Origin of the sequence: Caldicellulosiruptor sp. F32 (assembly GCF_000404025.1) — a bacterium.
Classification (GTDB): domain Bacteria; phylum Bacillota; class Thermoanaerobacteria; order Caldicellulosiruptorales; family Caldicellulosiruptoraceae; genus Caldicellulosiruptor; species Caldicellulosiruptor saccharolyticus.
The window spans coordinates 1-15,775 of the sequence record NZ_APGP01000122.1; the positions used below are offsets into that span (position 1 = coordinate 1).

General features: G+C 35.1%; 12 protein-coding genes, 1 pseudogene and 1 CRISPR repeat array. Of the genes and pseudogenes, 4 read left to right on the plus strand and 9 right to left on the minus strand.

Annotation, left to right across the window (positions count from 1 at the left end; translation table 11 throughout):
* Positions 1-99: 99 nt before the first annotated feature.
* Positions 100-1,543 (minus strand): annotated as a pseudogene (locus tag H964_RS12280) (transposase).
* A gap of 163 nt (positions 1,544-1,706) precedes the next feature.
* On the opposite strand from H964_RS12280, the gene H964_RS11615 reads away from it, so the two are divergent.
* Together H964_RS11615 and H964_RS11620 are read left to right on the plus strand one after the other, a co-directional pair.
* Positions 1,707-1,988, plus strand: a complete 282-nt coding sequence (locus H964_RS11615; protein WP_011915687.1) for a hypothetical protein — start codon at positions 1,707-1,709, stop codon at positions 1,986-1,988.
* Between the two features lie 38 nt (positions 1,989-2,026).
* On the plus strand, positions 2,027-2,974 hold the full coding sequence (locus H964_RS11620) for a zeta toxin family protein (RefSeq protein ID WP_011915686.1): 948 nt from the start codon (positions 2,027-2,029) through the stop codon (positions 2,972-2,974).
* A gap of 190 nt (positions 2,975-3,164) precedes the next feature.
* Here the strand turns inward: H964_RS11620 and cas2 are convergent, their stop codons facing one another.
* From cas2 to H964_RS11655, 7 genes are all read right to left on the minus strand, one after another.
* Positions 3,165-3,428: a CRISPR-associated endonuclease Cas2 gene (gene cas2, locus H964_RS11625; protein ID WP_011915685.1), complete on the minus strand. Its 264-nt coding sequence runs from the start codon at positions 3,426-3,428 to the stop codon at positions 3,165-3,167.
* Between the two features lie 5 nt (positions 3,429-3,433).
* Complete coding sequence (gene cas1b / locus H964_RS11630) at positions 3,434-4,426, minus strand: type I-B CRISPR-associated endonuclease Cas1b (RefSeq protein WP_011915684.1); 993 nt, start codon at positions 4,424-4,426, stop codon at positions 3,434-3,436.
* 50 nt (positions 4,427-4,476) lie between these two features.
* Positions 4,477-4,974, minus strand: coding sequence for a CRISPR-associated protein Cas4 (cas4, locus tag H964_RS11635; protein ID WP_011915683.1), 498 nt, complete (start codon positions 4,972-4,974; stop codon positions 4,477-4,479).
* A 28-nt stretch (positions 4,975-5,002) separates the two neighbouring features.
* The gene (locus H964_RS11640) at positions 5,003-7,426 is read right to left on the minus strand and encodes a CRISPR-associated helicase/endonuclease Cas3 (protein ID WP_039767846.1); all 2,424 of its coding nucleotides are present in this window, start codon (positions 7,424-7,426) and stop codon (positions 5,003-5,005) included.
* A 92-nt stretch (positions 7,427-7,518) separates the two neighbouring features.
* Complete coding sequence (gene cas5 / locus H964_RS11645) at positions 7,519-8,271, minus strand: CRISPR-associated protein Cas5 (RefSeq protein ID WP_011915679.1); 753 nt, start codon at positions 8,269-8,271, stop codon at positions 7,519-7,521.
* A gap of 20 nt (positions 8,272-8,291) precedes the next feature.
* Positions 8,292-9,176 carry a type I-B CRISPR-associated protein Cas7/Csh2 gene (gene cas7b, locus H964_RS11650; protein WP_011915678.1) on the minus strand — a complete coding sequence of 295 codons (885 nt, stop codon included), beginning with the start codon at positions 9,174-9,176 and terminating at the stop codon, positions 8,292-8,294.
* Between the two features lie 21 nt (positions 9,177-9,197).
* Positions 9,198-11,264: a TIGR02556 family CRISPR-associated protein gene (locus H964_RS11655; protein WP_039767848.1), complete on the minus strand. Its 2,067-nt coding sequence runs from the start codon at positions 11,262-11,264 to the stop codon at positions 9,198-9,200.
* Between the two features lie 431 nt (positions 11,265-11,695).
* Positions 11,696-12,450: direct repeats of the CRISPR family, unit length 30 nt; unit sequence GTTTGTAGCCTTCCCTTTGGGGATTGAAAC.
* A 127-nt stretch (positions 12,451-12,577) separates the two neighbouring features.
* On the opposite strand from H964_RS11655, the gene H964_RS13370 reads away from it, so the two are divergent.
* Positions 12,578-12,952 carry an Rpn family recombination-promoting nuclease/putative transposase gene (locus tag H964_RS13370; RefSeq protein WP_011915675.1) on the plus strand — a complete coding sequence of 125 codons (375 nt, stop codon included), beginning with the start codon at positions 12,578-12,580 and terminating at the stop codon, positions 12,950-12,952.
* 33 nt (positions 12,953-12,985) lie between these two features.
* Positions 12,986-13,519 (plus strand): hypothetical protein, encoded by a 534-nt coding sequence (locus tag H964_RS13375; RefSeq protein ID WP_307189062.1) that lies wholly within the window; start codon positions 12,986-12,988, stop codon positions 13,517-13,519.
* Between the two features lie 177 nt (positions 13,520-13,696).
* Here the strand turns inward: H964_RS13375 and H964_RS11670 are convergent, their stop codons facing one another.
* Entirely contained in the window at positions 13,697-15,088 is a 1,392-nt protein-coding gene (locus H964_RS11670; RefSeq protein WP_039767852.1) for an ATP-binding protein, read from the minus strand.
* Positions 15,089-15,775 lie beyond the last annotated feature (687 nt).

Here is a 15,775-nt window from a genome sequence, read left to right on the forward strand (position 1 = left end):
CTATCTCAAACCCTTTTAGAAAGTAACTTTAAAAGGGCTTTTAGAAGAGGCAATTTATATTGAATAAAAAATGCAAATTTTCAAAAGTTGAAATCAAGTTCAAGCTATGAGTTTTTTAAGTTTTTGAAGTTTTTTATAGGTAATAGATTTTTGAGACTTTAGGATAGCAAAAGAGAGAATAAAAATAAGGAGCATACAAATTGCAGAGAGCAAGAAGTCAGAAAAAAGAGAGATATGGTCGCGGGAGAACAATGTATCATGACCGAGTGAAGATTTAAGCTGGAAGATAGTTTGCTCTATAGTAACTCTTGAATAGTAGAGTTTTTCGAACTGGATAGAGTTTCTGTTGATACCGGGGCAAAAGCGCAAGTTGGCATCTGGGTAGGTGTAGAACATTCTGCCCGATTTAGAAGAAGTACAGGGCTCAGGGCAAGAGCAGGTGCGTTTATTATCTTTGGAAAGAGGAGAGAGGGCAGCGCCACTTAATTCTTGGCGAGCGATTTTTACCCCTGCACATACCTTCACATTTGAAAGGTAGATTGAATTTATTACAAATTGGAGTACCATCTGGTGAGATAGAGATATTGGGGTCAGAGGTAGGGGTATTAGAAGTAGATTTAGAGTTTCTGGGATTTAGAGGGATAATAGCTTTTGAGAAATTGAAGTCTTTGAATAAAGTGGAATAGATGGAATATGAGTCGAGTGCACTGTCAGCGATTGATGGTAGAGAAAGAGTCATTTGTGAAGTTATTTTTTAATGATATTAAAGCAGGGACAAGAGCTTTTGAGTCGGAGATAGTTTTAGACAAAGCAGGGTCGAGAGAATTATTGAAAGAATGAGCGGTAGCAGGGGAGATTACAAGAGGTATACCGAAGCCATTTGTGAGGATGGCAAATTTAAAGCCATAGCAGAAGTGACCATTGGCGAACATAAGTGAGAAAACAGGAGAAGCAGAAGCGAACTTGGGGAGGTTAGAATATGTAAGTGAATAGATGACAGATGTTTCGAGGTCAGGGTTTTGAGATTTAGTTTTTTAAGTTGAGACTGGATAAATTTAGGGTTATTTTCTTTGAGGATAGGTTTAAGTGCAGTAGTATCGAAGATAATGGTAGAAGCGAGTTCAGGATTTAGTTGGGAAGATAGATTTTGAGCGTATTTTGCGATATTGTAGAATAGAGTTTCTATTTCAGAGCAAAAGAATTTTCTGAATCTTGAGAAGGTAGAGATAGAAGGGACTTTAATGAGGTTACAGAAGTTTCTAAGTTCAAAGGAGTTAAGGAGAACAGCACGGAGCTGAGAGAGAGTAGATAGTTTAAGTATTTTTTGGACGAAGAAAGCGCATAGGATAGACTCTAATGAGATTTCTCTATGTTTACCGAAGTAGTGGTAGTAAGCTTTGTAGAAGGATTGAGGGATGAATTGAGAGAGGTCGATGAAGTTATTGAAGAAGCCAAGGAGCGAATGAGGTTTGTTGAGAGCAACGTTTTTAACGTGCTCATAGAGTTCTAAGAAAGAAAGTTGTTTATGATGGTGTTTAAACATTTTAACTTCCTCCTCATAGAAAGTATGTTTTATATAGATAAATTTTACACTATCTATGAGGAGGAAGGAAGACTTTTTTAGAGATTTTAAAAAGCTTGATAACGCTCATTTTGAGCGTTTCTGCAAAAGGCTACTATTATTTAATTGAAGGAGGATGATGAAGATGAGCGATATAAAAACTATTCAAGAGGATATCAAACACGAAGTTGCCATTGACATAATTGCGGGACTTCTTGGCAGTCTAACCAATATAAAATTAAAAACTGTACATTCAGATCTTGATAAAGAAATAAAAGAACAAAAGCTTCAAAAAATAGAAGAAATCAGAAAAACACTGTGTAAAGAAAGAGATTACGTCTATCGTGGTGATAAGGATGCGATTGAAAGGGCACTAACTACTTATGCTCTCCTTTATAGGTTAATTGACAAAGAAGAAGTTATATAAATGCTGAAGTCTTTCAAATCAAGAAGGGGAAAACACAAATGATTAATGAAAATCTTTATAAACTAAATAGAGAAGTTCATGATGAAATCTTGTGTGAAATTAGGAAAAACACTTTTGAAAACAAAAGTCCAGTTGATTACCCTAAAATAGTCATTCTTGGCGGACAACCCGGTGCTGGAAAAAGCAAAATAATAACATTATCAGAAAATGAACTTTTCAAAGACGGCAACGTTGTGGAAATAAACGGTGACGATATTAGAAGATACCACCCAAAAGCTGAAGAAATATTTAAAAATCATGACAAGCTATTCGCTAAATTAACAGACCCAGATGTAAGAGAATGGACACGAAAAATCTTTGAAGAAGCCATGAACAAGAAATTTAACATCATCTTTGAAGGAACTTTGAGAACACCTCAAATCTGTGAAACAATGAAGAAGCTAAAACAATTAGGTTATGAAATAATTCTGAGAGTTGTTGCAGTAAATGAACTTAAAAGCAGAGCTGCAATCTACTCAAGATATATGGAACAATTTGAATCTACAGCTGGAAAAATAGCAAGATTTTCTGAAAAAAGAGCTCACGATGAAGCATCCTCTGGAATGCTAAAAACAATAGAAATTATAGAGAAAGAAAAACTATGTGATAAAATAGAAGTATTTAACAGAGACGGCCAGCTACTATTTAGTAGCGAACCAAATCCAAACAAAAGCTGTATACCTACAATAATTGAAGAACGAAATAAAAAATGGAGTTTAGAAGAATATAAAGAATTCATTGAATGGACTAATAAAATAATAGAAAAGCTTAAGAAATACAACCTTAAAGAAGAATACGAAGGAGAAATTAAAGAGCTACAATTAAAAGCTAAAAAAATGTTAAATGAAAAAGACAGAGCTCTGATTGAAAAAGAAGACAAAAAAGTTGAAAACATAATAAAAAGTGCTATAAAGCAAAGATTTAAAAATAAAAAAAGTAGAAGATAATGCACTCGAAGGAGCATAACATCAAGTCACAAGGGTAGGTGCTAATAATGGCAAAAAATTTTAAGAAGATGGGGAAGCTTCACTTTGTGGCTGAAACAATAAAAAAAGCACCTCAGTGCAGATGCTGGGTGCTTTAACATGTTTTTTGGAGATTGAGAAGATTGTAATTTCAAACATATACTTAAATTTTTCATGTTATAAAATCAACCGGATTTTTCTCAATGCCAATAATTTGCCTTTCTGAATACCATGTATTTTGAAATTTATAGATAATAACCGAATCTTCTGAAAGGTCAAGAACTTTTTCAAGTTCAAGAATAAGCCTTCTTAAGGTTGCTTCTGATATGTTGCCTTCGAAAACAGAGTTTTGAACCCATGTAAGGTATTTTCGACATTTCTTGAGAGCTTTTGCAACCCTCTTTTCATTGACATCATAAACAAGAATCACAAACATAGCTCCTACCACCTTGCAACAAAAGGTTTGTATTCTATATTTTCTAAAAACAACTTCTGAAGCTTATATGCTTCCATCCGAATAAGCCTTTTGTAGCTCACCTGAGTGTTCAATTTTGGATGCATAATGGTTGAGTAAAGCTTTTGGTTGTACTCAGAGATAAACAATTTTTTGCCCTGGTCATTTAGAATAATTCCATTTAGTTCCTTTTCAAAATGTTTTTCGCTCAGCACTTTCTTGTTAACAAGAGAAAAAATTACTCTGTCAACAATTATGGGCTTGAAGATTTCAGAAATATCCAAATTCAAAGAAAACTTACGCTGGTTTGTAGAATGTAGATACCCAATGCGTGGGTCAAGCTGTGTCTGGTAAATCTCTCCAAGAGTTGTAGCATACAAAAGAGAATTTCCAAAGCTAATCAGAGCATTTATCCTGTCAAGAGGTGGATTTTTGCTCCTGCGGACAAATGTAAAATTTTCATCATCCAGTATCTTGTTAAAACACTTATAGTAGATTTCTCTTATATTCCCCTCCAAAGCCATAAGCGTATTTACATCACTGCAGGCGCTTATGTTATGGCGCATTCTTTCGATAGTTTCTATCTCATCTTTTAACATATTTCCACGGGAATTGTAGTACCTCAGAACCACAAGCATGTTCAAAACAGCACCTTCAACAATTGACCTTGCAATGGTTATTCTTTTATTATAGTCGTTGTAAAATTCTACCTGCTTGAGTATCACAATGCCTGAGTTGTAATGTTCTCGCGGGTAGTATGTCCCAACGTAGTACTCATACCTATTAAAAAAGTGTACACATATATTCTTTTCTGTCATGAACTCCAAAAATCTTTTGTTTATGTCAACCTCTCCAAATATAAAAACTGATTCTATCTCTTCAACAGGAAAATACTTTTTGCCCTCATCTGTTTCAAACATGATGGTGTTATCTTTCCTTCTTAAAAATCCTGAATTGAAAACATAAAGGTCTTTTTTCACTTAAAATCACCCCGGAAAATCTTTTTTTTTGCGGACAAAACCTTTTATTTTCAAGCAAAACAATATTCCCTGTAAGCACACTTTGGACAATATCGGCATGTGGCTGCAGGAGGCGGGCTTTCTTTTTCAATTATCGTTTCAATGTCAGCTATCATCTTTTCCAATTTTTCTTCTTCCTCAGCTGTCAGAACAACCTCTTCCTTTTTTCTTTCCTCTGGATAAAAAAGCACTCCTTTTGCTGAAATTCCTGCTTCTTTTAGAAGCTTTATATAAAACAAAAGCTGATACCTCGATGCTTCTTTGAACCTTGAAGATTTCTTTGTTTCACCAATCACTATCTCATCTTTGTCCTGATACAGAATGTCAAACACTGCATTGCCGAATTTTATTTCCTTCTGATCTTTCCTGTAATAATACTCATGAAGAAACCTGCCAAGCACAATGTTATCGTCGTTCTCATCTGGCAAGATGCTATGTGCCATGAGCCACACCTGTCTTTTGCAGATGTTGTAATACCAGATGTAAACACCTGTCATGTAAATATCCATTTTCAAAACACCATCCTGTTTCTTAAACTCAGGCAAAAATAATATGGTCGTTTGGGTCATACACAAATCCTGTCTTAGGGCTATAGTATCGCTGGCAGGATGTGGGTGGCAAAGATAATATTCCTTTCTCTTCATCAAAAATCTGGGCGTATTTTATTGGTACAGAAATTGTGTATTCAAAAAGGATATTTTTAAGTTTAAGATAGATTTCTCTTCTTTCGTAATAATCTTTAATGGAAAAAGAGTCTATATACCTTTGATAAGCATCTTCTATTTCTTCATTGCTTCTTATGATGACGCTGACATACCCACCCCGCTGCTGGATAAGACTAAACCTTGAGATTGTGAGCTCTTCCTTTTCCAGAATACTGTCAAACTTTAAAAGCCTTATTGCCTTCAAAAACTCTTCAGACTTTTTAAATGATTTATTTTCTTTTATCATCCTGAAATAATTATCAATCAGCATACCATAGTCTTTTTCTTCCACCTCAAGATGCTTCAAAAGAAGTCCTCTTGATATTTCAATTGCCGTGTTGCCATAAACTCTTTTTGCAAAGGTTATGCCACTTTCATCTTTCATGTTTACAACCAGCACACTACCCTGGCTTTTTTCATTGTGCCTGTTGCACCTTCCTGCACACTGGATTATTGAATCAATAGGAGCTATGTCTCTTACTACACAATCAAAGTCAATGTCTACCCCTGCCTCAATCACCTGAGTTGAAACAACAATGGGTTTTGCTCCGCTTTCTAACATTTTTTCTAATTTCTTTATAATATCTTTTCTATCTTTTGGTACAAGGCTTGCTGAAAGGTAAATAACCTCTTTATTTTTGAGGTTGTTTTTTATGCCATTGTAGATTTGATGCGACTGATTTATGGTGTTGGCAACAATCAAAAACGATTTTTCGTCTTCATATACCTCTTGTAAGAAGAAATCCACAAATTCAGCTACTTTTAAATCGCTGTGGTGATACATAAGCTTTGTTCTGTTAAAAATTGAATAGTCACAAAACCCTGCAAGCTCACAAGCATCTTCGAATATAAGCGGTTTTGTGGCTGTCATGAGAATAATCTTGCACCTGAAAAGCTGTGTCAGTTTTCTCAAGACCTCTTCAACAAGCGGCAAAAGCTCAACATCAATTGCCTGAATCTCATCAAGGAGAAGTACTGAGTCATAAAAAGTATGAAATTTTTTGAGCATCCTGTTTCTGTTCGAAATTAAAGTTTCAAGCAGCTGGACAAATGTTGTCACTACAAACCCAGATGTCCAGTTTTCTATAAAACACTCTGAAGCAACTTTTTCAAATACAGTAATTTCATCTGTAATTTCTTTTAGCGCTCCTTCTTTACCCTTGAACTCAACATCAGTTAAATGATGGTGTTTTAACAAGTACCTGTCTCTGTTTTTTTCAAAATCTTCTATTGCCTCAAATAGATTTTCGACAACATGGTAGTTTTGGTCTATTATAGAGGTAAACGGAAGAGCATATATTATCCTTCCAGACTTTTTCAAAATCTCTTTCAGTTTTAATGCTGCAAAAACTCCTGCCAAAGTCTTTCCTGTACCAGTTGGTGTTGTGATTGAAAATATATCTTTCTCTTTGTTCTTTTCAATATTTGAAAGCACAGCCTCAAACACACTTTGCCTTATTCTCTGCAGATTTTTGTCCTGAGTTGGTTTGATAACTTTGTCTCTTGCCACAATAAGTCTGTCTGACGAAGCATAGCAAGGAAACAGTAACTTGTAATTTGCAGCCGACATCTTGTCTGCCCATATGAGAAGAGAATACAACTTTTGCTGGGCAAAATAAAGCTCAGTTCCATCTTTGAAAGCCTGCGGTATCATACCAATCAAGCGAATGCCATATTCAATTCTTTTAAGATATCTTAGGATATCCTCTATAAAACCCCTTTGCTGTGCCAAAAACTTTTCAAATTCGTTGCCAAGTCCAATTTTTTCAAGCAAAGGTTTTATATCTTCAGCGTTGCACCTCAAATCCTCAATCTGAACATAGGCATCATCTATTTTCTGAACAAGGTTTATATCTGCCTTGAAATCTCCTTTAAACTTTTCTGGCAGGTTCTTGCTAATATCCTTGACATCTCCGTGATGGTGAAGAATGCAAGCGTAAATCAAAAGAGATATGACTTCATCTAAAGAAGCTGGGGGGTTCATCTGTTGTAAGCACAGTCCTTTCTTTTGCATCCAGCAAAAGACTCCAAAGATGGCTGATAAAAAACCATGCTGTGAATGCTTGCTTGATACACCGCTAAGATGACTTTGAAAAAATGTTGTAAATTTCCCAAAGTCATGACAAAGACATATAATTTGCAGCGCTTCTTTTTCCCAGTTCTTAAGCTCAACATTTGCCTCCATAGCATAGTGATAAACTTCAAGAAGGTGATCATAAAGAAGCTTATCAGGATTTTTGTGAGAATAATACTCCATACAAATCCCACCTTTTTGACAATATATAAAAACTTTTTTGACAAAACAAGAAAAACGCCATCTGGGCTATCCCCCAAATGGCAAAAGATTTTTTACATCACACAAATGCATTCTTTTCTGTCACCTGAAAATTCTTTTATATAATACACCTTGTCCTGCGCACTGCTATCCAAATCTACCCAGATAGGATTGAGATTTTCGTCGTGAATATACGTCTTGACCTTTGTGGCAAACCTATCTTTGTCAAAATCGCACGGCATCCTGTCTTTCATAAGAGCAAGAGAAGAAGTAGACTCTAACTCTAAGCTTAGAGATTTTATTAAGCCTGCATCAAGCACAGTTAAAATACCTGCCCTGCTGTCTTCCCACCTGCAGGCTTCAAATTCACCCAAAAACTCAGTTTTTGCAGCAAACGGAGCACTGCCAAAGTATATCGGAAATTCTGACTTGCCACTTTCAAGCCTTGCCCTCAAGAGAGAATATATCTCCTCATCTTTTGGCATAACAAAAACTCTAAAACCTACAAATCCATTGTAGCCAGCCAAGATCTCAAGCGGCACCTGTGTGTGGGTATTTGGATTTTTTAGTTCATTTACAGTTGTTGCTTTTATATAGTTCACCGTCTGTACAATCTTATATGTCCTTTCTATCTTTTGTACTGCAACTAAAAGGTTTTCTGCTGAGAGCACCCCATAATAACTATCCCTCTCAAAACCCAAGATAGCTGCAACCATACCTTCAATCACAGTCCTCGGTGGCACAAGATACGAAAGCGATGATGAGTTTGTATAAAATTTTCTAAAGTGGGCAAACTTACCTTTGAGGTCAAACACTAAAAATTTCATTTTCTTCTCACCTTGTTTTTCTAAACTTCTTCAAGCTCAAAAGTACCAAATGCATCTTTAAAGTCCACAACATTGCCACCGCAAACAAGGCAAAGCTCTGGGTGTTTGAAATAGTAAATCTTTGAAATTACATTCTTGTTCTTATGCAAAAACTCAGCCAAATCTGTGATGTCAAGCTGAACATCTTCAATTTTTCGCGGTTTTTCGACAACTTCTATAAGCTTGACATAATCTCTGAGGTCTCCAAGCAAGGTCTTATCATCTAAATACTCTACTCTCATGTAAAGCCTCGGATACTGACCTATCTTGCTTCTGGTTGCCTGAAGTGGAATTGCTTCTTTCATTGCTCTATCCAAAAACTTTAGGTCATCTTCTGTAAGTCTAGTCTCTTTTGCTCTTCTTGCGCTCACTATTCCAGAAAAAGCTATGAAAGAGTATTTCACTCTGTAGTCTTTTCCTATAGCACCCTGCTGTTTTTTCTCATCGCTTGCAAAATGGCTTGTGATAGATGCTTCTAAAAGTTCAACCTTGTTAAGTGAATATCCCCAGTTGAACTGTACAGGCCCGATGTAAGTTCTCGTCTCTTTCTTAATAGGTATTGTTGCACCAAAAAGCCTTATGTCAATGAAGGTCTCAAGTTCGTCGATGTCTTCTCCTACGCTTTTGATTACTTCTTCTGGCTTTACGCTCTTGCCTTCAATCTTTCGAACATAAATTGGAATACCCTGGTCGTCTGCATAATCACGGATATACCTTTTTACACGAACATCTGACACAAGGTTTATTTCTTTTTCCCAATCCATCCTTGGTCGATTTTCCTCATCCGGGTCACCGTTTGGATTGCAAAGCTTAGCATCATAGGTAAACAAAATCTCGCTGTTCTTATCAATAATCTTCTTTTCCATCTTTACATCAGCCCTCCTATTTTAATTAGATGTATCCTGAAAGTTTGAAGAAGCATTTAATATAACCTTTTGAGTTTTGTATGCATAACCTGAGAGGATGTAAAAAAGAGTTTCATACTTGTCAAGCTTCCATGAATCTATGTGCTTGTCCAAAAGCCTCTTCATCTCGGCAAAAATCATCTCGGTGTATGGCAAAATCTTTTCCTGCCTCAGCTTGTTGTGAACATCATTGCACAGTCTTATAAGCTTTGGTTTGTCAATCCCATTGTAATTTATCTTGTTCAAAATTGGTTTGTGCCCAGCAGAGTCGTCTTGCCTATCTTTGGTAGCAAGATATTGTTTTGCTCCTATCTCGCCAATCAAAACTCCAAGCAAAAACAGAGCTGTCTTTGGCTCATCATAATTCATTTGTTGGATATAGTTTTTGAGGTCTTCTGACAAGTTCAGCTGCGCAACATCCATCCCTCTTTCCACCTCCAAACAATCCAAAATTTCTAAAAATCTTATAACAAAAACCATTCTGATAACCATTGAAGCAATGTCGTTTCCTATAAACTTTGAAAGGTTATACCCTTCTTTCCCGTAAACAACAACACCTACTGCCTTTATAAAATTTTCTATGAGAACATCTCTTGCTATTCTTTTGCCAGAAAAAATAGCATCGTAGATGTTCAAAAGCCTTTGCGCTTCTTTACTCTCACTTATGTTTTTGAGCCTTATTGGAACGCTGTAATAGATGCTTTCAAGGGAAATCTTAAAAGAAGGGTCATTCCCAATGAGGTCAGTATATTGAGAAAAGACTTTTGATGCTGCATTGTAAATCTTGTCGAAAATTGAAGGATTGATGTCAGGTACAAACCTTATTATCTTTGTACTTGCTTGTGCTTCTCTGTAAAAAATCAGGTTCAGTAAAAAATAGTGATTTTGGTCGAAATATGAAAGAAAGTTGTATATATCATCTCGCAGTTTTTCCAGGCTGTTATAGTTCCATGCAGTGTTCAACGAATTCGTGATATTTTGGGAAAGTTCTTCTAAATAGTTTTTTGTTAACTTTGCACTTGTGTAAACAAAAGTTGGCAGAACATATACATCAAAAGAGCCAAGCTGGGTTTTAAGTTTATTTCTTAAAAATATATCTCCTGCCACAAGCTTTAAAAGACATTTTTCGCATACAGTTATGTTCTTGGCATAGTTCTTTTGGTCAAGATAAGATGCAAATATATTCTGGTTTGTCGTAAAATATTTAAACTTTGTCTTTTTAAATCCTTCGAATGATAAGTTATCTGTGTCCAAACATATATAACATATATTACCTTCTTTTTGCTTCTTTTTAGTCTTTTCTGTGCCTTTTTTGACCTGGCGTTTGTATGCAATAACAGCGTCAATATACTCTGGATAGCTTGTCAAAGGCTTTCCATCAACGCAAAGTACATATAAGCCTATTTGCTGAGGTTTTAGTTCTGTTAATTTTTTTAATCCATTTGTACATTCCTTTGTAAAAACATCTCTCAATTGCTTAAAAATCTTATCTGTTGATTTTGCATTGTTAATTAGTTCTTTGTAAATCTGTGATAGCGGCTTTTCAGTCAGTCTCTTGTTGTCATTTACCACTATATTGTCAGTATCTAAAAAATAAACGTATTTTTTCTCTATTCTCTGCTGCAAATACCTCTTTTCTTCATCGATAAGTTCAGAAGACTTGCTTAGATATTCTTTGACTTTGACAAAATACATATCCAATATTTTTTTACATATGTCAGATACTACAGGTATTTCACATTCAACAAGGTTTGGAATGGTTTCTGTCAGAAAATATGCAAAAGATGTCGTAGAAGCAAACCATTGTGACGAATTTGCCCCTTCTGCCGAACCAACATAAACATATTTTTTAGCAGTTTCATCATCAATTTCTTCAGCACAGTCTATATTAATCTTTTTCTCATTTGTAGAAAAGTCAATTTTTGCAACATATCTCTTTTCATCCCCAGATGGAACCTCAATATCTTCTGTAAGAACAGATAAATGGGCATCATTTCCAGATGCATCACCAATTAGAACATCACCAATCTCAACTATTTCCTCTATCAATAGCATCTCACCTCACTTTTATGTTAATTATACCAATTTTATTTTCAAGATACAACCAAATTTTGAACTTGCAATCCTCGTTACTTAGTACACTTTTTAATTTTACATACCATCATTTAATTATTAAGGTCAAATTTTATGCAAAGTTAATTAGCTTTATATGTCATTTTTTTCATTTTATATTATTTTTGCTTGTGCAAAAATTGCTATTTTTAATTATGTACTCTGAGATTTGTGATGTATTTTGACTTTTGCATTTACCAATTGCTGTCGACCTGTAATCCCCCCAAAAACCCCCGGGGATCGACAGCAAAAGGTAATTTCTGGTATGTGTTGACTTTCAAGAGCTTGTGGAGTATAATAGAAATAACCTACAGCAGCTTGAAAACTTAACCATTTGTTCCTTGTAAGATTTCTCAAGCCATCTACGGGTTTGTAGCCTTCCCTTTGGGGATTGAAACCCAATAAGATTGATTTCACCTAAATCGTGTATATCAAGTTTGTAGCCTTCCCTTTGGGGATTGAAACAAATGGGCGCTTACAAACCTGCAAGTAGAAGTAGAGTTTGTAGCCTTCCCTTTGGGGATTGAAACCTCTACCGGCTTGCCTGATTTTCCGATTTTTCCAGGTTTGTAGCCTTCCCTTTGGGGATTGAAACTTTTATATATGTGTGAAAAATTTGGTCAAATTCTTCGTTTGTAGCCTTCCCTTTGGGGATTGAAACAAATGTGCAATCACTCTGTCAGTCTTTTCTTTCGCTTGTTTGTAGCCTTCCCTTTGGGGATTGAAACCAATAATTAAATTACCTTGTTGTTCAATGATTTCCGTTTGTAGCCTTCCCTTTGGGGATTGAAACACATATTCTTCAAATTTTCCATTCTCATCTCTTCTGTTTGTAGCCTTCCCTTTGGGGATTGAAACTCTGGAATGCAAAGAGATTTTAGTGGTATGATGCAAGTTTGTAGCCTTCCCTTTGGGGATTGAAACAAAGAGTTCTTTTTTGCTTTCAGGAACAGGACTTGGTTTGTAGCCTTCCCTTTGGGGATTGAAAATTTGCTCATCACCCATATTTGCATTTGCTTTGATAGTTTGTAGCCTCCCCTTTGGGAATTGAAACTTGATATCAACAAGTGCTTGAATTCTGTGGAAACCATTGGTTTGTAGCCTACCCTTTGAAGATTAAAAAAATGAAACTGTGAGACCGCTTTTGTGGTATAATTAAATTGGACAAAAAATAAAACAAACTCAACATCTTTGGCTACAGAGTGTAGAATTTTGTTCTGAAAAAATCCATAAATCGGAGTGAAATTGCCTTGAGCTCTGAAATTCCACCAATGGAGCGTGATACCACTTTTAAGTTCTTGCTCAAAGACAAAAAAGAGCTACTTGTGCTTGTAAAAGACATTCTCAGATACAGCTGGGCAGATGAAATAGATGAGGAGTCTATAGAATTTGATGACAGCGAATTTGTAACACAGAAGCTATCCCAGCTCAGAGCTGATATTGTTGCAAAAGCAAAGCTAAAAGGAAGAGAAGTATATTTTTATATCCTGATAGAGAACCAGTCGACAGTGAAAAGGGATATGGCACAGAAGATACTGAAGTACATGGTAAGCCTGTGGTGGAAGGAACTTAGCAAAGGGGCAGAGAACCTTCCGCCTGTTATACCCATAGTTGTGTACAACTGAACAAAGGAAAAATGGAATCTTTCTACTGATTTAATGGAAGCATTTGAGACTTTCAAGGATGATGTATTCAGATACAGAGTAGTAGATGTGTCTGAAGTAGATGTCAAAAAGATTCTTCAAGAGGAGAAGGACTTGCTAACGCCGATAATATTTTATTTAGAGCAGGTAAGAGAAGACAGGGATGAGCTTATAAGAAGGCTTTTAGAGGTTGAGAAGAATGTAGAGAAACTGAGCAATGAGAACATAGACAGATTTTTAAGGTGGGCATATTACATAATACGACCGAGGCTGCTGGAAGAGCAAAAAGAGGAGTATGAAAGGGTAGCAGAAAGAGTTAAACAAGGGGGTGGCAAAAATATGGGTGAATTTATATCAAATGTAGCAAGACTTCTTGATGAAGCAAGAGCAAAAGATTTCAACCTTGGACTGCAACAAGGTATTCGTGAAAGTCAAATTAGAATAGCTAAGAAGATGATACAAAAGGGTATAAGAGATGAAGAGATAGCAGAGCTGACCGAACTTGATATTGAGGAGATAAAGAGATTGAGAAAAGAGCTTTTGAATTGATAGCAAGAGAATTTAACCACAAGTGGCTTTAGAGCTAAATAGCTGCTTGTGTTTTTTGTTTTTGCGTAGCAAAAGTGACATGAAGTATAGATTTGAATATTATTCAGAATTACCAGTTTATAAACATGGTCAAGTACATATGTGAAGAAGAGGGGATAAAAGTACTATTTATCACCTTTAAGGAAACTTCATCAGTATCAAATTCTTTGTCTCTTTCGCAAACTCCAAAAGCCTTTCTGAAAATCCTGTTCTGCTAAAGAGAATATAAAGTTCTTTTTGCTCAGGAAATACTTTTATATTTTCTGCTTTTTTCTTTAAGTTAAAAAATACATCAATATCAACTACTCTTTGCGAATATTTGCATTCACCAAAAACAACATGGCCTGTGTTTTTACTAATTCCTACTATATCAATCTCTGACTTTGAATCCCACCACTTGCCTATTCTGTCTAACTGAATATCAATCTCTTTTGTTTTTATTAAATCCATCAAAATCTGCCTGCAAACTTCTTCATAAATAAAACTTATGTGATTTGTCACAATTTTTGACTTGATATTTTCAATTACATATTCAGTATTGTCAAGTTCTAATTGTTCTCTGTATGGATATACAAACTTAAACCAAAAATCTATGAAATTATCGTTTATAAAATATAACCCTCTTTTGCTCTTTTCTGGATACTCTTCTGTTACTGGAACCTCTCTTCTTACAATATCAAGGTCTATCAAAGTATTTAAATACTTTGTAAGTTTTGTTTGCGCTGTAGAAAGGCTCTGGGCAATCTGGCTGAGTTTATGGTTCCCAAGAGCAATGCTTTTAATTATCGAAAAATAGCTTCCTACCTCATGAACTTCTTTTTCAAGCAAAAACAAAGGCTCTTCATATAAAAAGCTCTGTCTGCTTAGAATATTTTCTTCAATTGCCTTGTAAATATCGCCTTCAAACTTGAACATCTCTAAATATTTTGGAACACCGCCAACGATGGAATATATCCATATAAATTGGTCATCTGATGCTTCAGGGAAAAACTCTTTTGCTTCTTTGAATGAAAACTGCTTCAGCTTTATTTGTCCTGTTCTTCTACCGTACAAAGGACTTGAATAAGAAAGAGCATGTTCTTGCATCATGCCAACCAAAGAACCACTCAAAATAAGCATAAAATTGTGGTTTTTTAGTTTCTCATCCCAGATTCTTTGAACAATCGAAGCAAAGGCTGGGTTTGTTTTGCACAAGTTTTGAAATTCATCAAATACTATCACCGTTTTTTTATTAATTTTTGCGTTTATTATAACATCAAAAATATCATCCCAACCTACGCCAGATAACCTTTCAATCAAAGGATTTTTTAAAAAATTGCCTACAGCTTTTTTATAATACTCTATGTTTTGACTCTCTGCCTCCTCAGAAGCCAAAAAATAAATAGCTGGCTTATCTTCAATAAATTTTTTAATAAGTGCAGTCTTGCCAATTCTCCTTCTCCCATAAATAATAACAAGTGATGAATTTTGCTCTCGGTACTGTTTCTCTAAAAAATCAAGTTCCTGTCTGCGGTTTATAAATCTTTTCATAAAAATCACCTCATGTTTATTATACTCTATTTTATTATACTTTAAAGTATATTTTATGTGCCATCGTGTGGATTATTTTTAATATTATAATCTCTATCTTAATACATTGAAGCTTTTTTTGAATTTCCCCAATTTCCATACATCTGAGAGAGCTTTGACACAGCCAATCATGCCTCTTTACGTATTTTTTATATAATATCTTTCAACATTTCATTGTAAAATCTTCTATTTTTATTAATTTTTTAGATTTTTACAAACTTCTTATATGTACATTTATTGTTATTTATGTTATGTTATATTATTCCATTTTGTCTTGTGTATTTGATAAATGAAAGATAATTTAATTTTTGTATTTACCAATTGCTGTCGAGCTCCAATCCCCCCAAAAACCTCCGGAGGTTGACAGCAAAAGCTTTGTAGCCTGCCCTTTGGAGATTGAAGCACAGGTTGCTACTTTAGCCTATGGATAAGAAAATATGTTTGATGCTTTCCATTCTGTTTGCTATAATGTTCTTAAGAAAACTTTTGTGGTGAAAATAATGAAATGAATAATAATCAGCTTCTTCATAATATAAATGACCTTGAGTACAAATATGTATTCTCCAACAAAAGCATTTTCCTCAGGCTTTTGAAAAAGCTTGACGAGATTGAAATATTCAAAAACCTTGACAATGAAACTAAGGTGGT

Coding starts and splice junctions, on each gene's coding strand:
- H964_RS11615 (WP_011915687.1), top strand. CDS start 1,707: ATGAGCGATATAAAAACTATTCAAGAGGATATCAAACACGAAGTTGCC.
- H964_RS11620 (WP_011915686.1), top strand. CDS start 2,027: ATGATTAATGAAAATCTTTATAAACTAAATAGAGAAGTTCATGATGAA.
- cas2 (WP_011915685.1), bottom strand. CDS start 3,428: ATGTTTGTGATTCTTGTTTATGATGTCAATGAAAAGAGGGTTGCAAAA.
- cas4 (WP_011915683.1), bottom strand. CDS start 4,974: ATGGATATTTACATGACAGGTGTTTACATCTGGTATTACAACATCTGC.
- H964_RS11640 (WP_039767846.1), bottom strand. CDS start 7,426: ATGGAGTATTATTCTCACAAAAATCCTGATAAGCTTCTTTATGATCAC.
- cas5 (WP_011915679.1), bottom strand. CDS start 8,271: ATGAAATTTTTAGTGTTTGACCTCAAAGGTAAGTTTGCCCACTTTAGA.
- cas7b (WP_011915678.1), bottom strand. CDS start 9,176: ATGGAAAAGAAGATTATTGATAAGAACAGCGAGATTTTGTTTACCTAT.
- H964_RS13375 (WP_307189062.1), top strand. CDS start 12,986: ATGGAAGCATTTGAGACTTTCAAGGATGATGTATTCAGATACAGAGTA.
- H964_RS11670 (WP_039767852.1), bottom strand. CDS start 15,088: ATGAAAAGATTTATAAACCGCAGACAGGAACTTGATTTTTTAGAGAAA.